Raw genomic sequence first — 21,451 nt, forward strand, 5'->3', positions numbered from 1 at the left:
TGATCCTTGCTTGACAACTTTGTATCTACAGACTATAAGTCTCATTTTCGACACTGAACCCCTATGCACCTGCCTAAACTGACCGACGCACCGCTTTATACGACAGGGCTAGGAGCGGCCTATGTGGGTGACTCCCTTGAACTGTTGCGTCAACTACCAGATGAATCTGTCAATCTGGTTATGACATCTCCGCCCTTCGCATTGCAGCGTCAGAAGTCCTACGGAAATAAAGACGAGCATGAATACATTGACTGGCTTGCGGAATTCGCTGAACTTGTTCATAAGAAATTAAAAGCCGATGGCTCTTTTGTAGTTGATTTAGGAGGCGCTTACCGGAAAGGAGTTCCGGTGCGAAGCCTTTACAATTACCGCGTACTCATCAAGTTTTGCGATGAAATTGGCTTTCATCTCGCAGAAGAATTTTTTTGGTACAACCCTTCAAAATTGCCGTCACCTATTGAATGGGTAAATAAACGAAAAATAAGAGCGAAGGATTCGGTAAATACGGTGTGGTGGCTCTCAAAAACTGAGTGGCCAAAGGCGGACGTGTCTAAGGTTCTTGCCGAATACTCGGAAAAGATGAAAAAGCTAATAAAGAATCCGGAGGCTTATTACACTCCGGCCAAACGTCCATCAGGGCATGACATAGGTTCTAGTTTTGGCAAGGATAATGGCGGTGCAATTCCGTCTAACCTATTGCAAATACCGAATTCCGAGGCGAGTTCGAGTTATTTAAAATTATGCAAAGAAGTTGGTGTTTCCGCGCACCCTGCACGTTTCCCGGCAAAATTGCCAGAATTTTTTATTCGCTTTCTTACCGACCCCGGTGACTTGGTGGTAGATATTTTCGCTGGTTCCAACACCACGGGGTTCGTATGTGAAAATGAAAACCGCAATTGGCTAGCCTTTGAGCAGTCCCGCGAATTTGCATTAGCGTCGGTTTTTCGGTTTGTTCAAGAAAAGCCGATGTCTGAAATTAAAAACATCTTTTCATTACTTGCCGCTGGCGAAAAAGTTGATACGCTCGGTTTGGCGCAAAGGTCAATTATTTAGTCTATATATTTTTGGACTAGCACTAAATACCCTTCTGGTCCCCACGCTTGCGCGGGGATAGGAAGGGTCGGCACCCCGAAAGGGGGCCGGGGATGGGTCAGGGGCTAGGGAATAATTGTATTAGCCATACACAATTCACAAAGAATCCAGATTCCATGCGGGTTTCAAGAGTTTTTTTTCTGCAAAGAATCATTTACTTTTGATATCACATTATCGACCAAGAATTGATGGTTTGACCACCATCAAAAAAGTGAAAAGACAAAAGAAAAGCCGGATGTATTTCTACACCCGGCCTATTCTTGATTTGCAAAATAAAAAATGATAACCTAATTGGAGCAAATCAAGTTAGCGCTTGACTTGCCCAAGACTGACGGTAAACACACTACACATCAATCTCTTTCATCTAATATTTTAGCTATCAATAGCAAATTGTCAAGTAAGAATGAGGCGCAAATAAGTGGTTTATTTCGGTTTTGAAACTGAAATGGAACACACCTATGAAATTTAACGCTACATCAATACGACAACACGAAGCCTCAAAGCTTCTAACAAAAAACTTCCTCGAAACTGGTAAAAATATCTTGGGCGATGGTTTAAAACTTTGCCAGCGAGCCAAAGCACATCACACCCAAGACCCCAACACAGCTTTTGTCGTCGTCGAGAGAAAATCCATAAAAGAAAAAATCAATGGCAAATACGTCACGCAAACTTATACCCTATCTAGGATGCACGATGTAGCCCAATGTGGCAACGCCCATCTATGCCCCCATTGTGCAGGCTATAAAGCTTCGGACATGCGAAATTGGCTTGAACTCGCTTTTTTGCCAGCCGCGAAAACGCATAATTTACACGTTGGCTTGCTAACATTGACTGCACAGCATCGCCGTAATGACGATTGGTCAGCACATATAGCAAAATTTTATTTGTCGCTGGAAGATTTCAGTATTTCTATGTACCGCGAATTTAAAAAAATTGGCAGCTTTGGCCGAGTTCGCGCCATGGAATGTCCGGTAGGTTCTAACGGCTTACATCTTCACATTCATGACCTAATCACCTACGCGCCGGGCACAGACATTGAAGAATTTCAAAAACTGGCTTTGAAAAAATGGAAAGCAGCCTTGAAGAAAAACGGTATGTCCTGCAATTCTCACGGGGTTGACCTAAACGCGCAAGGTCAATTTGACCCGCTTTACATAGCCAAAGAAATCGCCGCCTACGACACAAAAAACAAAAGCAAGAGCGACTTAAAAAATCTCTTTCAACTGCTGGACGCAAGCGCAAAAGGTGACAAGCAATCCGCGAATGATTGGATTAGAGCAGCCAAAGCAATTCAAGGCCGCGACAGATGGAATGTTGGGCAGCTCGCGCAAAAGCTCGGAATTCCATGCCCTTCCGATTGGAAAAAACCGGAAGGCATCGCAAAAATTGACCCGCAACGCCTCGTTATTTCATACCCACAACCTCAACACATGATTGCAACCAGCCCCGCAAATCCACGCGCTGGTTTGGCTTTCATCCTTCGCGCCGCACGCAACGAAGCAGCACGCCCCGGCACAACTCAGCGCATGGTCTTGCGCATGTGCGACGAGACAATAAAAGCCGATGTTGAGCAAATTAAATTCAAGCACGCTAAAACGCTTGCAAAGCTAATTAAATCAAGCTTCACCGCCGAAGAAAAAGAAAGAATGTGCGCAAAAATCCACAGTCATTGCACATTTGCAATTGCAGAGTACCGCGCAACCACTTACAGCTACATGCACCCCGCGCCGAAGCCCGCGCCACAAGTTCAAGAAGACTATTCCGGCCTAATTCCTGGACTAGAATTAGACTTTTCTTAGCCCTAATTGTGTGCTACATTGATTGCCTCAATTCGGAGGCATCATGGCGGACACTAGCACGGCACAACTGGAAAAATTGGAAGCGGAACACGCTAAGCGCATTGCAGCGCTACAAGACATTGAAGCGCAATTGTCCGCATTGCGCGCCGCAAATCGCGACGCAAAGCGCGCAGAGCTTAAAAAACAAATTGCGGATTACGGCTTTACCGCCGCCGATTTGTTCGAGCAGCCAAAGCCCCCACGCAAGCCCCGCACAGCCAACAAAGCCAAGGACGACGCAGCAAAGCCCACGGCAGAAGCCAAATACCGCAATCCAACGACCGGCGAGACATGGGGCGGGGGCAGGGGGCGTAAGCCCGCCTGGGTGGTTGAAGCCACCGCCAAAGGTATCGACATAGAGACTTTTCTAATCCAGAAAACGGCCTAAAAACGTGGTATAAGACGGCATGCGCGCTACTAGTAGCAACACTGGTAGCAAAATTTTTGACCCCGCTACCGCCTAAGCGGTTGATTTATAAGGGTTTTGGCGGTTGGGCACATTTGTCCCGCCCTCTCCGCCAAGACATGCATCAACGGACCCTATGGGTCCGTTTTGCTTTGTGGCCCGAACGATTCAGCGCGTCCCGCGCAATGCAATTTGGGTCTGCGCGAACCCATCCGCCGGCCGATCGGGGGCCGCTTCCTGCAGACCGATCAACAGATCGTCCTCGGGCTGCGGTGCAGTTGGCTCGAAGCGGGGCATTTCCTTTGCGCCGCTTGCATAGAGCGCCAACTGATGGCGAAGCTCAGCCAACTCGGCCTGCTGAATTTCTATTTGCTTGCGCGCCTGAGTGTTTTGCAACATCAATTGCTGGCGCGCCGACTCCACGCGTTGGCCCTGTGTAATCAGTTGCCGCCAACGGCGCCAGCACACAAAGGCTAGTGGACAAACCAGCACAAATGCCGCGCCAAGGCCACCAACGATCCCCATCCACATCTCGCTTGTCATGCGCCTCCCCGGGTTGCATACCGCAGCGCCACTTGTCGAGCAAGGAAGGTGCAATTGCCATGCGTAAAAACGCCAAGCTAAAGGCAAGATAAAGGACAAGCAGCCGCCAGTTGCGCGTGAAATCCATCACGGCACAAACCATCACGCATGCGGAGCCCCGCGGACCTCCCACCAACGGGGGATGTCGTTGGCCGCACCTTGCCGGCAAAGTCGCTCCCATGAACTTGCACCACACCCCCCGTCGCCCCGCCGCCCCGTCTTGGACTCCCGCCGTGCTCGAGCGTGCCCTAGGCCCGCAGCTGCGCGCGACGCTGGAGGGCCTAGAGGTTCAGGAATCGTCCTTCGGAGATTGGCTCAAAGCCGGTGGCGACCGCCGCAAGCGAGCGCGTGACCAACAGGCGCAGCAAGCCCAACAGGCACTCGGCTTCAAGCCGACGCAACAAGTTCTGATGGGATTGAATGCAGTCGCAGCCTTCATGAGCACTCACTGAACTGCTGGGGCAGGAGCCCACAACACTGAACGCCCTCGCAGGGGGCAATTCAAAGTCCACAAGACAGCAAGCTCAGCATCGAGGCAAAGAAAAAGGCCCAAGTCGTTGATTTACTTGGGCCTTTTGGATGTTCTCGCACGTTGGCGGAACCTAATCTGGTGCCGGGGTCACTTGAACTCCTCTATGAAAGTGAAGCCATAGAGCCCCGAGTTACTGCAAAAGTTACTGCAGGGATCGGCCGCATGGCCGGGGCCACAACCCCTCCGCCGCGCCGCCCGCCACTCACCCCAGCAGCGCCGCGTGCCGCTGCAAGAACGCACACAGCGCCTCCTCCCTCGCCTCCTCGCAAGCCATCAGGCCCGCAAAGATCCGCCCGAAGGTCGCCCGGTGCATGCCCTTGGGGCGCTGCCAGTTTGGCCCCAGACGGCTTTCCAGCTTCCCCTGCTTGATCCAGCCCCGCCCGATGGCGTCCTGCGATTGACTGGCATAGGCCACCCGCCCGCAATGCCGGCACAGGAAGCGGCCAAAGCGGAAGAACAGCCCTGCCACCCGACGCGCACAACCAGGGCACAGGAACCACGGCCGCGATCCGCCGAAATGGCAGGCGGTGCGAACCAGCGCGACATCCTGGCTCACCGGCTGGCCGCCGTGGCTAAAGCGCAGGCCCACCACGCCGGGCCGCGTGGCAATGCTGATGCTGCCCGACTCCTGGCCGGTCGCAGAGTTGGTCCAGCGCCAGCCGCAACTCGCGCCCTCCAATAGCCCGCGCCGGTGAAGCGCCCGCACATCCAGCCGCAGGCTTTGCTCGGCCTTTGCGCGCCAGCCTGGGCGCCCTGCCCCGTATCGGCTTCCACCTCGTCCCATCGCTCACCTCAACAGATTACGAAATCGACTGCAAGAACACCCATCCCCGAGGGGCAAAGTCCAAGATCAGTAGCCACGGCTTGCCCTCTCGTACTCTCTGGCCCAGTCCTCCATTGAAGAGTCCTCACTCAAAGCTGAATTGACCTTTTCTGTACTGGGCTGTTCTGGACTGACCTGTACTAAAGAGCCGCGCCCCACTCGCGGCTTACCCGTCGAGCTACCCGCCTGCTTGCGTTGGCTCCTGGCTGAGTTGGTTGCCTGGGCGCCGGCTCGGCCTCCTTTCGATTGGCGCTCACGCTTGTCATTCAAGTGAGCGCGGTAGTCGTCGAGCTCCGGGCAGCGCAACTGCCCGTCTTGCTCCAAGAAGAAGGGCCGCACCTCCGCAAGCACGCCGGCCACCTCCTCATGCGTGTAGCCCAACACCCGGGCCAGCAAGGAAGGTTCGGCGGGCATGAAGCCGTTCACCCAGCACTCCAGGCGCAGCGTGTACAGGAGCCCGCGCCCCTGCAACGACATCGCCCGGTAGCCGGTGCGCGCCATCATGCTGGCGGCGTACTCCTGGAAGGCCGGTGCATCACGGTGTTGGGCCATGCTGCGCTCCTTCTGCCAGCCGCACCAACGGCCGATAGACGCCCCACAGATCGGCCAGCGCCAAGCCGGCCAGGTCGGGGCCTATGCCGGCCTCTGGGAATCGGGCCGCCAGGCTTTGCAGCTGTTCCAGCCAGTCCGGCGCCTTCATGCCGCCCGCTCCTCGCCCGCCTCGCGGAGCAGCACATATTTGCCCAAGCTGTGCTTCACACCCGCCTCGGTTGTCACCGTCTCGCGCAGCGTGACGATGTTGTGCCCGGCCTGCCTAAGCTCCTTGATGCGAGCCGGCGGGTGGTACACATCCAGGCACCGAGACAGCTCAAACGTCGTCAGTGGGAACAACCTCAGCGCCGCTAGTGCGCGCTGTCCTTGGGTGCCAGCGTCGGTGCCGATAAACTCGTTGCGCAATGCTTTGAGGGCCGCTTCTTTTTCGGGGGTGGTCCTTTTTTCTTGGTGCATGGCCGTCCCCTTATTGGCCCTGGGCTTGGAGCCAAGCCTGAATGTCACCGGCCCTGAATCTCACAGCGCGTTTGCTGAGGTGGATCGGCCTGAACTCGCCAGTCTTGATTCGTGCGTAAACAGAAGTTTTTCCAAGGCCGGTAAGGGCTTGAACAGTCTTCAGTTTCAACAGGGCTTCTGAGATTTGCGCGGCTTGAAGCGGTTGCTCCGTCAGCCCCTTTCGCTTGAGCTCGGGGCGGGGACTTGTGTGTGCGTTGTTGGACATCGGTACTTCATGAGGGTTGAACATGAAGCGAATGGTCTGTTTTTGACCTTTGGCGCGCGATACGGCGCTACCGAGAAAACAGCTACCTTGGCGGCAAAAGAGCAGTTGTCACGCTAGAACCGCATCATTCCAAACGTCTTACACGGTCAAAGCGTTCAAACCATGCCTTAACGGTGGTCGGGTCCCTGCTGACTTGCGGCGCGATAGCTCGCACCGCTTCGGCGCGAGACTTCCACTCCCGTGATTGGTAGAGCTCGATTGCAGTCCGCTTCACCGCCCTGTTCTTGGCATGGCGCTTCTCAATTCCCCGACGCCCCAGCTCAACCGCCGCAGTTTGAGCAGTTCGCAAGTCAGTCATTTCAGATGCGTTTTCAACCCCTTCCGCGTCGGCGTAAAAGCCTGCCATTACCTGAAGATCACGGGCTCCTTGTGCAGCGCAGAAGGCGCCATCACTATCACCAGCGCCTCTCAGTACAAGAGACAAGTGGACAAACCAAAGCGATGCGACCAACAACAACGGGGCGTTTGACCAGCACTCAAATGGTTCAAGCGCGGCAATGAATGCCAAATCCTCTTTCTTAAGATCAAGGCTGCCCGCTGGCCTCTCAAACAAGACCAGCGGAGCGGCGTCGGCGTCGGCGTCGGCGTCATCTTCCGAACCAACGGTGAGAAGGTCCTCGGCAAAGTTCACTCCATCCAACTCGGGAAGCTGATCCCCAAATCGATATTTGATGGTCATGTACATCTTGTCGACGTAGTTACCCGGCGCCACCTCGAACCGATGGTGCCAAGTCTTATGTGCCACACCCACCAGCCGAACAGCGCGCGAAATGACTTCTGAGGTACATCCGTAATCCTCCAACCAGCCTTCGACATCAGACTGGATAGCCTCAAGCCGACGCAGCAAACTGCTGCCATCTAGCGGCTCATGCTTTCCTGATTCTTCGGAGTAAACGCGATGGGTGATCACTAGACCGCCCGATGTACGACAGATTTGGTCCTGCTTCAACTCCGCCAACCTTGCTGCATGCTTGGCAGCCCGCTCATCCTCAGAGCCAGGACTCGGCACAGTTAACCGCCGAAGGCGCTGATTGATCAGCTCCCTCTTCGCGATTTCAGTACGGGCACGGGACGCTTCGTCAATCTCGGGCAGGTTGCTATCTACGCAGTCCATCTTGGTTCTCTTTGTTGTGGCAGCAAATTTGAAACAAGTCAGAGCCAGTCTTCCTTGGGGATCAGCCTAGGCGCGGAGAAATCGATTGCTCAAATCAGGCCGCCTTGAAGGGCAACACCTCCGCCCCCTGCCGCAGCTTGTCCAGGTAGTCGGCCCAGCGCTGCATCAGTTCGCGCCGATGGGCCAGGAATTGGGTGCGGTTGTAGGCCCGCCCTAGGCTGTCGGCCACGGCATGGGCCAACTGGGCCTCGATCACTTCCACCGGCACGCCCAACTGCTCATCGGCCATCGTGCGGGCCATGGCGCGGAAGCCGTGGGCGGTCATGTCCTCATTGCCATAGCCCAGCCGGCGCAGGGCGGAGCGCACGGTGTTTTCGCTCATCGGCCGGCTGTCGGTGGTCAGGGCCGGGAACAGGAAGCGGCCGGCGCCGGTCAGTGGCTTGAGCGTTTCGAGCACCGTCAGGGCCTGATTGGCTAGGGGCACCCAATGCGGGGCGCCGGTGGCCTTGTCGGCCTTGTTGCGCTTCATCAGGGCGGCCGGGATGTTGATGCAGCGCTGCTCCCAGTCGATCCAGGCCCATTCCAGGTGGCGCAACTCCCCGGGGCGCAGGAACAGCAGGGGCGAGAGTTGCAGCGCGGCCTGGGTGATGGGCTGGCCTTGATAGCTCTGCAGGGCACGGAGCAACTCGGCCACCTTGGCCGGCTCGGTGATTGAGGCCAGATGCCGGGCCGGAACCGGGGGCAAGGCGTCGCGCAGATCGGGCACGGGGTTGCGTTCGCACAGGCTTTTCGCCACCCCGTAGCGGAACACCTGCCCGCAGGCGTCCTTGAGCCGGTGAGCGGTTTCAATGGCGCCCCGCTGCACCACGCGCTGCGCGCAGGCCAAAACATCGGCGGCCTTGAGCTCGGCAATGGGTTTGCTGCCGATCCAGGGAAAGGCGTCCTGCTCCAGCCGCACCAGGGTGCGCGCCGCGTGGCTTTCGCTGACCTTGGCGCAATGCACCTCCTGCCACCACTCCCGGGCCACAGCCTCAAAGGAGCCCAGCGCGGGCAGGCCCTGCTTTTCCCGGGCCTGGGCCTCGCCCTGGGCTTGGCTTTCGGCCTTGGCCTGTTTGCGGGCGTCGCTGGGGTCGGTTCCGGCCGCCAGCAGCTTGCGCGCCTCGTTGGCTTTGTCGCGGGCAAGCGAAAGGCTGGTGTCGGGGTAGGTGCCCAGGCTCAGGGTCTTGCGCTTGCCGCCAAAGCTGTAGTCGAAACGCCAGCCATGCGCCCCGCCCTTCACGAACAGCAGCAGATAGAGGCCGTCGCCATCGCTGATGCGCTTGCGGGGGTCGCCTTGCTTGATGGCTTTAAGGGTCTTGTCGCCCGGGATCAGGTCTCGCGCCATGCAGTAACTTTCGCGGCTTGGGTGGCCGGATTGTGGGGTTACTGCATAAGTTACTGCAACTTTGGGCCGGAAGTCGGCGGAAGTTACTGCACCTCTGCGGACAAAAAAAAGGCCCAAGTCGTTGATTTACTTGGGCCTTTCGGTCGTTTGCGAACTGTCGCAAACCTTGTTCTGGTGGAGCCGGGGGGAATTGAACCCCCGTCCGTAAGCCATCACCGGGCAGATCTACATGCTTAGCGCGTTGATTTGAATCTCGGCTCCCGGTCGCGCATCGCGCACGCTACGTAGGAACCCAGCCTCTTGAGTCTCGTTCCCGGGTGAGAAGCCCACCAAGGAACCAGCCGATGTGAATGACCTCTCAGCCCTTGCGGACCCGGCCCATCGGCCTGCCGTTGAGAGGCTCACCGGTGTTTAAGCGGCGAGGGCGAAACGTTCGTCGTTCGCAGTTGGTTTGTTTCCAGTGGATTTACGAGCGAACTGGTGCTCGGCATGCCCTACTCCAGATCCGCACCCACGTCGAAACCAGGTCGGCCCCAGAAAAGCGTCGCCATTCTAGGCCAGGAGAGCGAGCAAAGCCTCTGGCGCTTCAATTTCAGCCTCGGCGCCCCAACTCTGGATGTCGCCATGACCCAGATAGCCCCACCGGGCCACGATCCCGGGCATTCCGGCTGCTCGAGCGGCTTGCATGTCACGTTCGTCGTCGCCCACATAGATGCAGTGCTCTGGCGCCACGCCCAGGCGTCGCGCAGCCTCCAGCAAAGGCATGGGGTGGGGTTTGGCGTGAGTGGTGGTGTCGCCGGCAACCACCGCCGCGGCAGACTGCAACAGGGGCATGTCGCGGCAGATGGGCAATGCAAATCGCTCGGCCTTGTTGGTCACGACACCCCAGGGCAGCCCGCGTGCTACCAGCGCCGCGAGCAATGCGGGAACCCCCGAAAAGGCCCGCGTGTCCTGCAAGAGTCGACGCTCGTACACGGCCAAGAATTCGTCTCGGGTCGCTTCAAACTCCGTGTGATCGGGATCCAGATGCAAGGCCACCTTGAGCATGCCCCGCGCGCCCGTTCCCACCCAGGGACGCAAGGCAGCAAGCGGCAGCGGGGCCAGCCCTCGGGCTTCACGCAGATGGTTGGCTGCGCCCGCCAAGTCGGGCGCCGAGTCGATCAGGGTGCCATCCAGATCGAACAGCACCGCCCGGCACTCGAAGCGCCTCACAGTCGGCGTGCCGCCAACAGGTAGTTGACGTCGGTGTCTTCACCGATGGCGTAGCGCTGAGTCAGTGGGTTGTAGCTCAGGCCACTCATGCGCAGCGGTGTCAGGCCAGCTTGACGCACGGCGCCTGCCAGTTCACTGGGGCGGATGAAACGGGCGTAATCATGGGTGCCTTTGGCCAGCATGCCCAGCAGGTACTCAGCACCCAGGATGGCCAAGGCATAGGCCTTGGGTCGGCGGTTGAGGGTCGAGAAAAACACCCAGCCACCGGGTTTGACCAGTTGCGCGCAGGCTCGCACCACCGACTCGGGATCCGGCACATGCTCCAGCATCTCCAGGCAGGTCACGGTGTCGAAGGAAGCTGGCTGCTCTTGCGCCAAGGTCTCCACGGCCACTTCGCGGTAGCGCAGATTCATGACCTCCGCTTCCATGGCGTGCAACTCAGCCACCCCCAGGGCCTTGGGGCTCAAATCGATGCCCAGCACCTGGGCTGCGCCGTGGCGCGCCATGGCTTCGGACAGCAAACCGCCGCCACAGCCCACGTCCAGCACGGTCTGACCGCGCAGGCCAGCCAAGCCATCGATCCAGGCCAAGCGCAGCGGGTTGATTTGATGCAGTGGCTTGAATTCGCTTTCGGGGTCCCACCAGCGGTGGGCGGCGTCACCGAACTTGGCCAGTTCGGCCGGGTCGGCATTGGTCTGTGTCGCTGCGGTTTCGCTCATGCCCGCATTGTCCATGGGCGGCCTATTCAAAGCGCCCTTGTCGCAACCACTTGGTGGCCACCCACTTCTCACCCTCCAGCACCGGCGCACCGCCATGCAGGGTCATCGTGCTGGGGTCGGGTTTGTCGTAGCTAAAGAACACCGCTTGGCCCTGAATGGGCTGAACGGCCATGCGAATGTCCGGAAAGGTGGTCGCCCCACCGCGCTTGGGCGTGTTGAGGTACATCACCAGGGTGCCCAGCCGCTGGCCACCGCGCTTGAGGATGCTGGGTGTGCTGACGTGCTTGGCGTCAAAGTAGTCGTAGTGCGGCTGGTACTCGGCGCCAGGCTGGTAGTTCAGCACCTGCAAGCCTTCGCCGTTCTCCACCGGCCAGTTCACCAGGCGCGCGATGCGCGCCTCGACCCGCGCGATCACCTCGTTCTCGCCGCGCTCGAAAAACATGCCGCGGCTGGTGCGCGCCGCATTGACCTCGCTGCCGTCCTTGGCTTCGGCCACGGTCTCGGAACGCTCCATGCGCGGCCGGGCGGCCTCGATGATGGTCTCGCATTCCTGCCGATCCAGCAGATTTCCAAAGACCACCACCCGAGGATGCTGCACCGTGCTCAGCACCTGAATCACGCGGTCACCCACGTCAATCTCGCAGCGCCCGTCCTCGATATTGGGCTCAGGCAGGGCCGGCTGCTTGGGGGCGTCCTTCTTGAACCAGCCATCCAGCTTGGCTTGGGCCACGGCCTGGACGGCCACCTTTTGCTCCCAGCCGGCACCGGTCATCGACAGCACCAAATCGGCCGCCGACTGTCCTGCCGCCAACTGCTCCTTGATCCAACGCCGCAGATCCGGCGTCACGTATTGCGTCATGCCTGTAGCTCCCGACGAAACACCCAGCGCTGCGGCGTCGAGGCCGCAGCCACCCAGGCATAGCCCTCGGACGTGAACCCCCGCAAATCGTCCGGATGCTCAATGCCCTGCGTCAAAGCGTAGCGCGCCATCAGGCCACGGGCCCGCTTGGCAAAAAAGCTGATCACCTTGGGCTGGCCGGCCTTGACTTCTTCGAACACCAATTCCAGCACCGGCAACTTCAGGTGTCGTCGCTGCACCACCTTGAAGTACTCCTGCGAGGCCAAGTTCACCAGCAAGGGCACGCGCTGCTGTGCGCCCAGGCGGTTGAGCGCCTGGGTGGGGCGATCCCCCCAATAGGCGTAGAGGCCCCGGCCGGCCGGGGTTTCCAGCGGACGGCCCATTTCCAAGCGATAGGGCTGCATGCGGTCCAACGGGCGCAGCACACCGTAGAGGCCTGAGAGGATGCGAAGTTGCCGCTGGGCGCGGGCGATCGCAGCTGCGTCCAGGCTGGCGGCATCCAGCCCTTCATAGACGTCACCATGAAAGGCCAGCAACGCCGCCCGGCTGTTCTGCGCCGTGCTGCGCGGCCGCCAGTCCTTGAAACGCCGCACGTTCAACTCGGCCAGTGCGGGTGAGATCTCCATCAGCTCGCCCAACTGCGCCGGGCTGAAGGTACGCAGCCGCTCCACCAGGGGCGCGGCTTCGGCCATGAACTCCGGCCGCGTGAGCTCGCCCTCCAGGCTCACCCAAGCCGGCGGCGGCGGCGACTCATAGTCCAGCGTCTTCGCCGGCGACAACACCATCAGCATCGACGCGCCACCCGCTCCTTACTTGGCCAGCAGAGCGTCCAGCGCGGCGATGTCCTCAGGGCGCAGCTGCCCCGAAGCCTGACGCAGCTTCAGGCTGGTCACCAAGGTATCAAAACGCGCCTTGGCCAGGTCGTTCTGGGTGGCGTAAAGCTGGGCCTGGGCATTCAGCACGTCCAGGTTGACCCGCACGCCGACCTTGTAGCCCAGTTGCGTGGCTTCCAGTGCCAGTTTGCTGGACGACTCGGCGGCCTCGAAGGCCTTGACCTGGGCGTTCAGGGACTGCAGACCGTAGAAGCTGCGGCGCGTGCCTTCGGCCACCGAGCGGCGCGCGAATTCGAGGTCGTTGCGCGACTTCTCGGCCAGCACCAGGGCTTCGGCGATGCGGCCCTGGGTGGCTCCGCCGGTGTAGAGCGGCATCTTGAAGCTCACACCCACCACGGCGTTTTGGGTATTGCCCACTGGCTGGGCAAAGCTCCCGCTGTCACGCTTCACGCCCAGCGAGCCGGTCAAATCCAGGGTCGGACGCTCAGCGGCCTTGGCCTTGTCGACCTCCAGTTGGGCCACATCCAGGCCCAGACGGGCACGTTGGATCTGCGGGTGACCGGCCTCGGCCTGGGCCAGCCAGGGGTCGACATTGAGCGGTTCCACCACGGGCAAGGCTACCGGCTGCGCCAAGGGCTTGGGATCCACATCGTTGCGGCCCACCAGCTGATCCAGTGTCACGCGCTTGACGCGCAGATCGTTCTCGGCCGCGATCTCTTGTGCCGTGGCGCGGTCAAAGCGAGCCTGGGCCTCGCGGGTGTCGGTGATGGTGGCCGTGCCGACTTCGAAATTGCGCTTGGCCGAGGCCAGTTGCTCGGCAATGGCCTTCTTGCTGCCCTGGCTGGTGGCCAGGGCCTCACGCGCGGCCAGAACATCAAAGTAGGCCTGGGCCACACGGACCATCAGATCCTGCTCGGCCACGGCCAGGTCGGCACGCGACAGCTCCACACCGCGTTCGGCCTGCGCAATGGAGGCGCCGTGCGATTGGTTGTAGAGCGCATAGCTGGCGCTGACACTCGCCCCGGTGGAATTCACTGCTCCCCGTCCGCGCACCGGCACGTCCAGCTCGGTACGCGTGCTGCTGATACCCAAGCCCACAGAGGGCTTGCGCAAGGCCTGTGCCTGCGTGAGCCGATGTTGCGCACCCTCGGAGGCTGCACGGGCGGACAGATAGCTGGCGTCATAGGCGCGTGCCGCCTGATAGAGCTCGTTCAGGCTCTGAGCCTGGGCAGCGCCGCCGAAAGCCAGCAGCAGAGCAAGTTTCAGCGGGGTCGGGAACACAGAGGGCATCACCAGTCCTTCAGCAGGGTTTGTTTGTGGAGGGGCGCACCAAACAGGGTCGGACGCCGCAGCGGGCGAGGTTATAGGGGTGCCGGGGGTGAACAGCCACCCGTCATGCGACGAGTTGCAGCCCCGGCAGGCTGACTGGGGTCAGACCCCCGACGAGCCGTCCCGCCTCAAAACGCAAAACTGGGCGCCTCGGCCACACCGGTCAGGCGCGGCAATACGGTATCAAAGAGCTCGCGGCGGCTGAATTGGCCAGGCGCCATGCAGCGCCACAGCACCGCGCGCATCACGGGCAGCTCGCCTTCCACCACCAGCAGGCGACCACCGGGCTTGAGCTGAGCCTTCAGGGCCTCCGGCGTGCTGGGCAAGGAGCCCGTCAGCACGATGGCGTCAAAGGGGCCGTCCGCCGCCGCGCCTTGGGCCGGGTCGGCCTGGCGCACCTGCACCCGCGACAGACCCAGGCGACGCAGGCGCTCGCGGGCGGCCTCGGCCAAGTCCGCGCGGGGCTCCAGGCTCAGCACTTCAGAGGCCTGATGCGCCAGCAGAGCCGTGAGATAGCCACTGCCCGTGCCCAACTCCAGCACCCGATCGGTGGGTTGCAACTGCAATTCCTGCAGCAGCCGGGCCTCGACCTTGGGCTGCAACATCAGCCGGCCGCCGCCCAGGGGCAGTTCGGTGTCCATGAAAGCCAGGTGTCGCACGTTGCTGGGCATGAAATCCTCGCGGCGCACCAGGCTGAGCAGTTGCAAGACCGCCGGGTCCAGCACATCCCAGGGGCGGATCTGCTGCTCGATCATGTTGAAGCGGGCTTGTTCGATATTCATCTTGTATTCCTTGCTGGCCCCGGCAAGAGGTGGGGCGGGCGGGATTCTAGAGAGGAGCCGGGGCGCTGCTGGCTATGATCCGCGCCCTTTTTGTGATGGAACAAGACCGCCATGGACGCGTTGCTCTTGCTCAAGGCCGCGATCATGGGCGTGGTCGAGGGCCTGACCGAATTCCTGCCCATCAGCTCCACCGGCCACCTGATCCTGGCCGGGCAGCTGCTCGGCCTGCATGACGCCAAAGCCAAGGTCTTTGACATCGCGATCCAGACCGGCGCCATCCTGGCGGTGATTCTGGTCTACGCCCAGCGTCTCAAGGCCGTGGCGGCGGGCCTGCCCAGCCAGCCCCAGGCGCGCCGCTTTGTGCTCAATGTGGCCATCGGCTTCGCGCCGGCGGTGGTCCTGGGTTTGCTGCTGGGCAAGGCCATCAAGGCCCATCTCTTCACCCCCACCGTGGTGGCCAGCGCATTCATCGTCGGCGGTTTCATCATTTTGTGGGCCGAACGCCGCCAGGCCAGCGTCCAGCCGCGCATCCAGGCGGTGGACGACATGACACCGCTTGACGCGCTCAAGGTCGGACTGGTGCAGTGCCTGGCCATGATCCCGGGCACCAGTCGCTCGGGCGCCACCATCATTGGCGGCATGTTCCTGGGGCTGTCGCGCCAGACCGCCACCGATTTCTCTTTTTTCCTGGCCATCCCCACCCTGATCGGCGCCGGCGCCTACAGCCTCTACAAAGAGCGCGAGCTGCTGGCATGGAGCGATCTGCCGATGTTTGGCGTGGGTCTGCTGTTCAGCTTCCTCTCGGCCTGGGTGTGCGTGCGTTGGTTGCTGCGCTATGTGGCCAGCCACAGCTTTACACCCTTTGCCTGGTATCGCATCGGCTTTGGCATCGTGGTCTTGCTCACGGCGCACTTCGGCTGGATTCAGTGGTCGGCCTGAGACGGCCGGGAGCAGTCGGGATAATTGACCCATGACGATCCAAATCAAGACGCCCGCCGACATCGAGGGCATGCGCATCGCCGGCCGCCTCGCCTCCGAGGTGCTGGACCTGCTGACCGCCCATGTCAAAGCCGGGGTCACGACCCAGCAGCTGGACGACATTGCGCGCCACCACATCCTGGAGGTGCAGGGCGCGATTTCGGCCACCATCGGCTACCAGCCGCCAGGCTACCCGCCCTTCCCGGCCGCCATCTGCACCTCGGTCAACCACACGGTCTGTCACGGCATCCCGAATGACCGGCCGCTGAAGAACGGCGACATCCTGAACATCGACTGCACGGTGATCAAGGACGGTTGGCACGGCGACACCAGCCGCATGTACATCGTGGGCGAAGGCTCCATCGCGGCCAAGCGCCTGTGCCAGTTCACCTACGAAGCCATGTGGAAGGGCATTGCCAAGGTCAAGCCGGGTGCGCGCCTGGGCGACATCGGCCACGCCATCCAGAGCTATGCCGAACCGGCGGGCTTCTCGGTGGTGCGCGAGTTCTGCGGCCACGGCGTAGGCAAGAAGTTCCATGAAGAGCCGCAAGTGCTGCACTATGGCCGCCCGGGCACCCTGGAAGAGTTGGTACCCGGCATGGTCTTCACCATCGAGCCCATGATCAACGCCGGCCGGCGCGAGATCAAAGAGCTGCCCGACGGCTGGACCATTGTCACCAAGGACCGCTCGCTCTCGGCGCAATGGGAGCACACCATTGCCGTCACCGAGACCGGCTACGACATCCTGACGCTCTCGGCCGGCAGCCCGCCGCCCCCGGCCTTCATCAAAGCCTGAGCCAAGGCCCGAACATGAGCTGGCGCGACGCCAAGCAGCGCTTGCTGCAGCAGTTCGCGCAGCAAAGCCCCAGCACCGCGCGGGTGCAGGCGCTGCTCAAGGCCCTGGCCGCGCAGGCGGATGCCGCCCTGCTCGCACTCTGGCAGGCCGCCAGCCTGCCCGCCCAGGCCTGCCTGGTGGCCGTGGGCGGCTTTGGCCGGGGCGAGCTTTTTCCGAGCTCCGATGTGGACGTGCTGGTGCTCTTGCCCTCCGACGTCGACGCTCACATGCCTGGGCCGCTGCGCGACTCGCTGGAGGCCTTCATCAGCGCCTGCTGGGACGCCGGCTTGGAGATCGGCTCGTCGGTGCGCACTCTGCCCGAGTGCCTGATCGAAGCTCGCAAGGACCTCACCGTTCAGACCTCGCTGTTGGAGGCCCGCCGGCTGGCCGGTCCCCCCAAGGTTTTCCAGGCCTTCACGCAGGCCGTGGGGGCCGCCGTGGATGCACCCACCTTCTTGCGCGGCAAGCTCTTGGAGATGCAGCAGCGCCACACCAAGTTCGAGGACACGCCCTACGCGCTGGAGCCCAACTGCAAGGAAAGCCCAGGGGGCTTGCGCGATCTGCAAGTACTGATGTGGATCGCGCGTGGCGCGGGCCTGGGCGCCAGCTGGGGCGAGTTGGCGCGCGCCGGGCTGATCTCGGCGCTGGAAGCGCGACATCTGCAGCGCAATGAGGCCACGCTCAAGCTCATCCGCTGCCTGCTGCACGCCCAGGCCGGGCGGCGCGAGGACCGGCTGGTTTTCGACCTGCAGGCCGCCGTGGCACAGCGACTGGGTCTCAAAGCACAGGGCACGGTGCGCGCCTCCGAGCTTCTGATGCGGCGCTACTACTGGGCCGCCAAGGCGGTCACCCAGCTCAACCAGATCCTGATGCTCAATCTGCAGGAGCGCATCCAGGGCGTGGCCGAGGCCGCCGTGCGGCCGCTCAACCCCCGCTTTCAGGACCGCGCCGGCCTGATCGATGTGGTGGACGAGGACCTGTTCCAGCGCGAACCCGGCGCCATCCTGGAAACCTTTGTGCTCTACGCCACCGTGGCCGGGCTCAAGGGCCTGTCCAGCCGCACCCTGCGCGCGCTGTACAACGCTCGCGGGGTGATGGATGCGCGCTGGCGCTCCGATGCCCGCAACCGCGAGCAGTTCATGACCCTGCTGCGCGCCCCCCAGGGCCAGACCCATGCGCTGCGGCTGATGAACCAGACCTCGGTGCTGGGGCGCTACCTCTGGGCCTTCCGCGCCATCGTTGGCCAAATGCAGCACGACCTGTTCCACGTCTACACCGTGGACCAGCACATCCTGATGGTGGTGCGCAATATGCGTCGCTTCTTCATCCCGGAGCACGCACACGAGTACCCGTTCTGTTCGCAGTTGGCCGCGCAGTTCGACGCCCCTGCCCTGCTCCTCATCGCCGCCCTGTTCCATGACATCGGCAAGGGCCGGGGTGGCGACCACAGTCAGATCGGGGGCATTGAGGCGCGCCGCTTCGCCCGCGCGCACAAGCTCTCGAAGGCCGACGCCGAACTGGTCGAGTTCCTGGTGCGCAAGCACTTGCGGCTCTCACAGGTGGCGCAGAAGGAAGACCTCAGCGACCCCGAGGTGGTGGCCGCCTTTGCGCGCGAGGTAGGCGACGCCCGCCGCCTCACCGCCCTGTACCTGCTGACCGTGGCCGATATCCGGGGCACCAGCCCCAAGGTCTGGAATGCCTGGAAGGGCAAGCTGCTGGAAGACTGCTACCGCCTGACCCTGCGCCATCTGGGCGGTGCGCCCATCAAACACGAAGCCGAGATCGAGGCCCGGCGCCAAGAAGCGCGCCAGCTGCTGGCCCTGCGCTCGGCCCTGCCGGACACCGAAGCCCCGTTGTGGGCCACCCTGCAGCTCAGCTACTTCGCCCGCCACGAGGCCAGCGAGCTGGCCTGGCATGCGCGCGAGTTGTGGCGCCATGTGGGACAACTGGCGGGAGCGGTGGTTCGCGCCCGCCCCAGCCCTGTGGGTGAGGGCCTGCAGGTGCTGGTCTATGCCCGCGATGTGCCCGATCTCTTTGCGCGCATCTGCGGCTACTTCGATGGCGCCGGCTTCAACATCCTGGACGCCAAGGTGCACACCACCCGCGACGGCGTGGCGCTGGACACCTTCCAGGTGTTGTCGGGTGATGTCGGCGCACTGCAGCGCGACTTGGTGCCCCTGGTGGAGCAGAAGCTGGCCCTGGCCCTGGCCCAGACCGGCCCGCTGCCCGAGCCGCGCCGTGCGCGCCTGTCGCGCCGCGTCAAGTCCTTCCCTTACACGCCGCGTGTCAGCCTGCGCCCGGACGAACGCGCCCAGGCCTGGGTGCTGTCGCTCTCGGCCAGCGACCGCGCCGGCCTGCTCTACGCCATCGCCCGCGTGCTGGCGCGCCACCGCATCAATCTGCAGCTGGCCAAGATCTCCACCCTGGGCGAGCGCGTCGAGGACAGCTTCTTGGTGAACGGCGCGGCGCTGCAGAACCCGCGCGAGCAGCTTGTCATCGAATCGGAGCTGCTCGACGCTCTGGCATTGCCAGGGTGATCAACCAGCCCGCCCATAGCCGTGAACTCAGGCCTGTCGCCAAGCCCAAAAGGCCACCTTGCCCGAATGCTGGAGTTCAGGGGTGGGCCACGACTGTAACCGTCGTTCCCGGCGGCAGCTTGACGCCCCTGCGCACATAGCGGCTTGTAGATGCGACCACCGTGTCGCCAACAAAAGCATGCGACCCGCCGCCGAACTGGGTCAGCTTGCTAAAAGTCTCCCTGGACCGGCTGGACGCGAGCCTCAAGGTATCAAGCCCCTGCAATGCAAAGTCCCCGAACTGGGCTCGGCGCCACCCATAGCCCAATGGCTGAGCATGTTTTGGCATGCCGCCAAACAGGCTTGCGCTCATTCGATTCCACTCGTCCTCCAGCCCCCCACCACCAAGTCGGCGCAAGATGCTGTCCAGGCATTGGTGGCTGCCCGCTGCACTGCCCGCACCTTCGCAACCCGCGGCCAACTCTTTCAGTAGCTCCGGGCCGTAGCGACGATTCAGAAAGGTCAAGAGGCTCGCCCCCATGTCATAGGAACGGTAGCCGCCCCGCCACTGGAGCAAAGACAGATTGGTGGCTTCTCTCAAGTATCTTGCCACTCCATCTTCAAGAACTCGATTGCGCCCAGGGCTAATGAACTCGCTCAGCAGGTCCTCGCTGCCGACGGCGGAACTCTCCGTAAGCCACGAGCTATATCCACGATTGCGTTTGATTCCAAGTTGATAGTGCTGAATCAAATGAGTCAGTTCATGGATCGCGGTCGACTTGTAATCCTCAATGTCTTTAGCCACACCCTCGCCATCCAAGAACATGACGAGGGCCGCGTTGAGTCCCTGCGCGTAGTTATTCCTACCCAAGACATAGCCAGCCCAATCTCGGGTCTTTGTCGGATCAGCACGCCCAAGGATGACCACATGCACATCTTGGAGCTGCCCCGGCAGATCTTGAATGAGGCTGTTGTCCGCTGCTGCAGCATCACCCCAAACATCACCCATTAAGGCCACACTGCGCGCGTAACCACCCTTCTCTCCACAAAAACTCGCCCGCAGCGGCTCTATCTTCTGAGTGCTCAACGTACTGGTCTTGATCAATTCCTGATCCACCCAATACAGAATCTGCCGCCCAAATGGCGCTGGGCAACGCGCTAGGAGCTGAGCGGTGTACGGCGTCTCGGGATCAAAGAAGCTTCCTCCCTCGATCCATACGCGCGTGCTCCCCAGCTCTGCGGCTTGCACCTTACGCCGCGCTTCAGTCGTTGGCTGGAAGGGTGTTTTAACTCGCTCCGACCAGGCGCGCAGCGTCGCTGCGTTGTCCTCTAGCGTGAGGCTGTGATGGCGATAGCGAGCATCTTGCTCATGGGCATGATCGCCTGCATGCGTCGCATTCATCGAGGGGGAGGCAGCCAAACCAGGTTCGCCAGCACCGGGCAGGTCGGTGCCTGTTGAGCTGGTCCCGTTGCTGAAGACAAGCGTCAGGCTCTGGCCTGCGCGCAAACCAGCCAGTTCGAGGTCGATGGACTGCATCACCGGGCTACCGTTTCGGTAGCGCCAGATACCGATCCCCTTGCCCGAATAGCTACCGTCCGCATTCAGCCCGCAGTGCAATCCTGCGCAATCGGGCAGCAAGCGGTTATCGATGCGCGCCGGCAGCACCCCCGGTGCTTCCACTTGCAGCACCGTGGTCCCAATCAACTCTGCGCCCTGGCCATCTTTTCCACGAACAGTGACGGTGTAGCGACCGGGGCTCGAAAACTGATGCTCGACAGTCGGCCCAAAGGGTTTAGCACTGCCATCTCCAAAGTCCCACTCAAGGCTGAATTTCAACCATTGGTCACCGACGTCGAATCGAACGAACTCGTTTGCCCAAGCCCTTTCAGAGGACACCGTCACCAGGGCCTGAACAGGGCCTGAAGGTGCTGGGTTAGGTGCTGGTGCTGGTGCTGGCGCAGGAGCAGAGCCACCACCTCCCCCGCAGCCTGACACCAGTAATCCAATGCCCGTCGCAATGCAAAGCGTGCGGAAGCGGCTTTCAGCGCTCATCGATCCTCCCTTTTCGTGTATTGGTTTTTGCGCAGATTCTGGCAACGCACTTAAGGGCAGCTTGAGCCGGTGTGGCGACTGGGCGACGCCCCAAAGGCATCCACCGCCCAGGCTGGGGGCGGGGTTAACCCGACTCAATGCACCATTGCGCACCTCCGGGCGTATGAAGCCGCGCCAGTACGCTCGTCACGGCGGAGCGGACAACAGATTGGGCGGGTTAAACAGATGAGC

Annotated in this window: 22 protein-coding genes and 1 other RNA gene; 7 read left to right on the forward strand and 16 right to left on the reverse strand. The window is 61.3% G+C overall.

Features of this window, described 5'->3' with window-relative positions:
- Nucleotides 1-63 precede the first annotated feature (63 nt).
- The 3 genes from FF090_RS12540 (at nucleotide 64) to FF090_RS12550 (ending at nucleotide 3,318) form a co-directional block, all read left to right on the forward strand.
- Nucleotides 64-1,053 (forward strand): DNA-methyltransferase, encoded by a 990-nt coding sequence (locus FF090_RS12540; RefSeq protein ID WP_138857043.1) that lies wholly within the window; start codon nucleotides 64-66, stop codon nucleotides 1,051-1,053.
- A 497-nt stretch (nucleotides 1,054-1,550) separates the two neighbouring features.
- Complete coding sequence (locus tag FF090_RS12545) at nucleotides 1,551-2,891, forward strand: hypothetical protein (RefSeq protein ID WP_138857044.1); 1,341 nt, start codon at nucleotides 1,551-1,553, stop codon at nucleotides 2,889-2,891.
- 43 nt (nucleotides 2,892-2,934) lie between these two features.
- On the forward strand, nucleotides 2,935-3,318 hold the full coding sequence (locus FF090_RS12550) for an H-NS histone family protein (RefSeq protein ID WP_138857045.1): 384 nt from the start codon (nucleotides 2,935-2,937) through the stop codon (nucleotides 3,316-3,318).
- 186 nt (nucleotides 3,319-3,504) lie between these two features.
- Here the strand turns inward: FF090_RS12550 and FF090_RS12555 are convergent, their stop codons facing one another.
- Nucleotides 3,505-3,978, reverse strand: a complete 474-nt coding sequence (locus FF090_RS12555; protein WP_138857046.1) for a hypothetical protein — start codon at nucleotides 3,976-3,978, stop codon at nucleotides 3,505-3,507.
- A gap of 119 nt (nucleotides 3,979-4,097) precedes the next feature.
- On the opposite strand from FF090_RS12555, the gene FF090_RS19285 reads away from it, so the two are divergent.
- Complete coding sequence (locus FF090_RS19285) at nucleotides 4,098-4,370, forward strand: hypothetical protein (protein WP_175423646.1); 273 nt, start codon at nucleotides 4,098-4,100, stop codon at nucleotides 4,368-4,370.
- Nucleotides 4,371-4,652: 282 nt separating this feature from the next.
- Here the strand turns inward: FF090_RS19285 and FF090_RS12560 are convergent, their stop codons facing one another.
- The 14 genes from FF090_RS12560 to FF090_RS12620 all read right to left on the reverse strand — a co-directional run bounded on the left by FF090_RS12560 (nucleotide 4,653) and on the right by FF090_RS12620 (nucleotide 14,838).
- Complete coding sequence (locus FF090_RS12560) at nucleotides 4,653-5,129, reverse strand: hypothetical protein (protein WP_138857047.1); 477 nt, start codon at nucleotides 5,127-5,129, stop codon at nucleotides 4,653-4,655.
- 171 nt (nucleotides 5,130-5,300) lie between these two features.
- Nucleotides 5,301-5,825: a hypothetical protein gene (locus FF090_RS12565; protein ID WP_138857048.1), complete on the reverse strand. Its 525-nt coding sequence runs from the start codon at nucleotides 5,823-5,825 to the stop codon at nucleotides 5,301-5,303.
- A complete protein-coding gene (locus FF090_RS19290) occupies nucleotides 5,809-5,973 on the reverse strand; it encodes a hypothetical protein (protein ID WP_175423647.1) in 165 nt (54 codons plus the stop codon). The genes FF090_RS12565 and FF090_RS19290 overlap by 17 nt, the downstream gene beginning before the upstream one ends.
- Entirely contained in the window at nucleotides 5,970-6,281 is a 312-nt protein-coding gene (locus tag FF090_RS12570; protein WP_138857049.1) for a helix-turn-helix domain-containing protein, read from the reverse strand. Before FF090_RS12570 ends, FF090_RS19290 begins: the two co-directional genes overlap by 4 nt.
- Nucleotides 6,282-6,291: 10 nt before the next feature.
- The gene (locus FF090_RS19785; protein ID WP_138857050.1) at nucleotides 6,292-6,570 is read right to left on the reverse strand and encodes a helix-turn-helix transcriptional regulator; all 279 of its coding nucleotides are present in this window, start codon (nucleotides 6,568-6,570) and stop codon (nucleotides 6,292-6,294) included.
- A gap of 100 nt (nucleotides 6,571-6,670) precedes the next feature.
- On the reverse strand, nucleotides 6,671-7,720 hold the full coding sequence (locus FF090_RS12580; protein WP_138857051.1) for a hypothetical protein: 1,050 nt from the start codon (nucleotides 7,718-7,720) through the stop codon (nucleotides 6,671-6,673).
- A gap of 94 nt (nucleotides 7,721-7,814) precedes the next feature.
- Nucleotides 7,815-9,104, reverse strand: coding sequence for a tyrosine-type recombinase/integrase (locus tag FF090_RS12585; protein WP_138857052.1), 1,290 nt, complete (start codon nucleotides 9,102-9,104; stop codon nucleotides 7,815-7,817).
- 172 nt (nucleotides 9,105-9,276) lie between these two features.
- Nucleotides 9,277-9,639: a transfer-messenger RNA gene (gene ssrA, locus FF090_RS12590) on the reverse strand.
- Nucleotides 9,640-9,656: 17 nt separating this feature from the next.
- Complete coding sequence (gene gph / locus FF090_RS12595; RefSeq protein WP_246071409.1) at nucleotides 9,657-10,316, reverse strand: phosphoglycolate phosphatase; 660 nt, start codon at nucleotides 10,314-10,316, stop codon at nucleotides 9,657-9,659.
- The gene (gene ubiG / locus FF090_RS12600) at nucleotides 10,313-11,035 is read right to left on the reverse strand and encodes a bifunctional 2-polyprenyl-6-hydroxyphenol methylase/3-demethylubiquinol 3-O-methyltransferase UbiG (RefSeq protein ID WP_138857054.1); all 723 of its coding nucleotides are present in this window, start codon (nucleotides 11,033-11,035) and stop codon (nucleotides 10,313-10,315) included. Before ubiG ends, gph begins: the two co-directional genes overlap by 4 nt.
- Before the next feature lie 22 nt (nucleotides 11,036-11,057).
- Complete coding sequence (locus FF090_RS12605) at nucleotides 11,058-11,894, reverse strand: 2OG-Fe(II) oxygenase (RefSeq protein WP_138857055.1); 837 nt, start codon at nucleotides 11,892-11,894, stop codon at nucleotides 11,058-11,060.
- Nucleotides 11,891-12,685 carry a peroxide stress protein YaaA gene (gene yaaA, locus FF090_RS12610; protein WP_138857056.1) on the reverse strand — a complete coding sequence of 265 codons (795 nt, stop codon included), beginning with the start codon at nucleotides 12,683-12,685 and terminating at the stop codon, nucleotides 11,891-11,893. Before yaaA ends, FF090_RS12605 begins: the two co-directional genes overlap by 4 nt.
- An 18-nt stretch (nucleotides 12,686-12,703) precedes the next feature.
- The gene (locus tag FF090_RS12615; protein WP_138857057.1) at nucleotides 12,704-14,017 is read right to left on the reverse strand and encodes a TolC family outer membrane protein; all 1,314 of its coding nucleotides are present in this window, start codon (nucleotides 14,015-14,017) and stop codon (nucleotides 12,704-12,706) included.
- Between the two features lie 167 nt (nucleotides 14,018-14,184).
- Nucleotides 14,185-14,838, reverse strand: a complete 654-nt coding sequence (locus FF090_RS12620; RefSeq protein ID WP_138857058.1) for a protein-L-isoaspartate O-methyltransferase family protein — start codon at nucleotides 14,836-14,838, stop codon at nucleotides 14,185-14,187.
- A 111-nt stretch (nucleotides 14,839-14,949) separates the two neighbouring features.
- Here FF090_RS12620 and FF090_RS12625 point away from each other — a divergent pair, with 111 nt between their 5' ends.
- Genes FF090_RS12625 through FF090_RS12635 form a run of 3 tightly spaced genes read left to right on the forward strand, consistent with a single transcriptional unit; the run spans nucleotide 14,950 to nucleotide 19,188 of the window.
- Nucleotides 14,950-15,777 (forward strand): undecaprenyl-diphosphate phosphatase, encoded by an 828-nt coding sequence (locus tag FF090_RS12625; protein ID WP_138857059.1) that lies wholly within the window; start codon nucleotides 14,950-14,952, stop codon nucleotides 15,775-15,777.
- A 31-nt stretch (nucleotides 15,778-15,808) separates the two neighbouring features.
- The gene (gene map, locus FF090_RS12630; RefSeq protein ID WP_138857060.1) at nucleotides 15,809-16,612 is read left to right on the forward strand and encodes a type I methionyl aminopeptidase; all 804 of its coding nucleotides are present in this window, start codon (nucleotides 15,809-15,811) and stop codon (nucleotides 16,610-16,612) included.
- A 14-nt stretch (nucleotides 16,613-16,626) separates the two neighbouring features.
- Complete coding sequence (locus FF090_RS12635) at nucleotides 16,627-19,188, forward strand: [protein-PII] uridylyltransferase (RefSeq protein WP_138857061.1); 2,562 nt, start codon at nucleotides 16,627-16,629, stop codon at nucleotides 19,186-19,188.
- Nucleotides 19,189-19,264: 76 nt separating this feature from the next.
- Here the strand turns inward: FF090_RS12635 and FF090_RS12640 are convergent, their stop codons facing one another.
- The gene (locus FF090_RS12640) at nucleotides 19,265-21,220 is read right to left on the reverse strand and encodes a M30 family zinc metallopeptidase (RefSeq protein WP_138857062.1); all 1,956 of its coding nucleotides are present in this window, start codon (nucleotides 21,218-21,220) and stop codon (nucleotides 19,265-19,267) included.
- Between the last annotated feature and the right edge of the window lie 231 nt (nucleotides 21,221-21,451).

The sequence above is a fragment of the Inhella inkyongensis genome (assembly GCF_005952805.1).
Classification (GTDB): Bacteria; Pseudomonadota; Gammaproteobacteria; order Burkholderiales; family Burkholderiaceae_C; genus Inhella; species Inhella inkyongensis.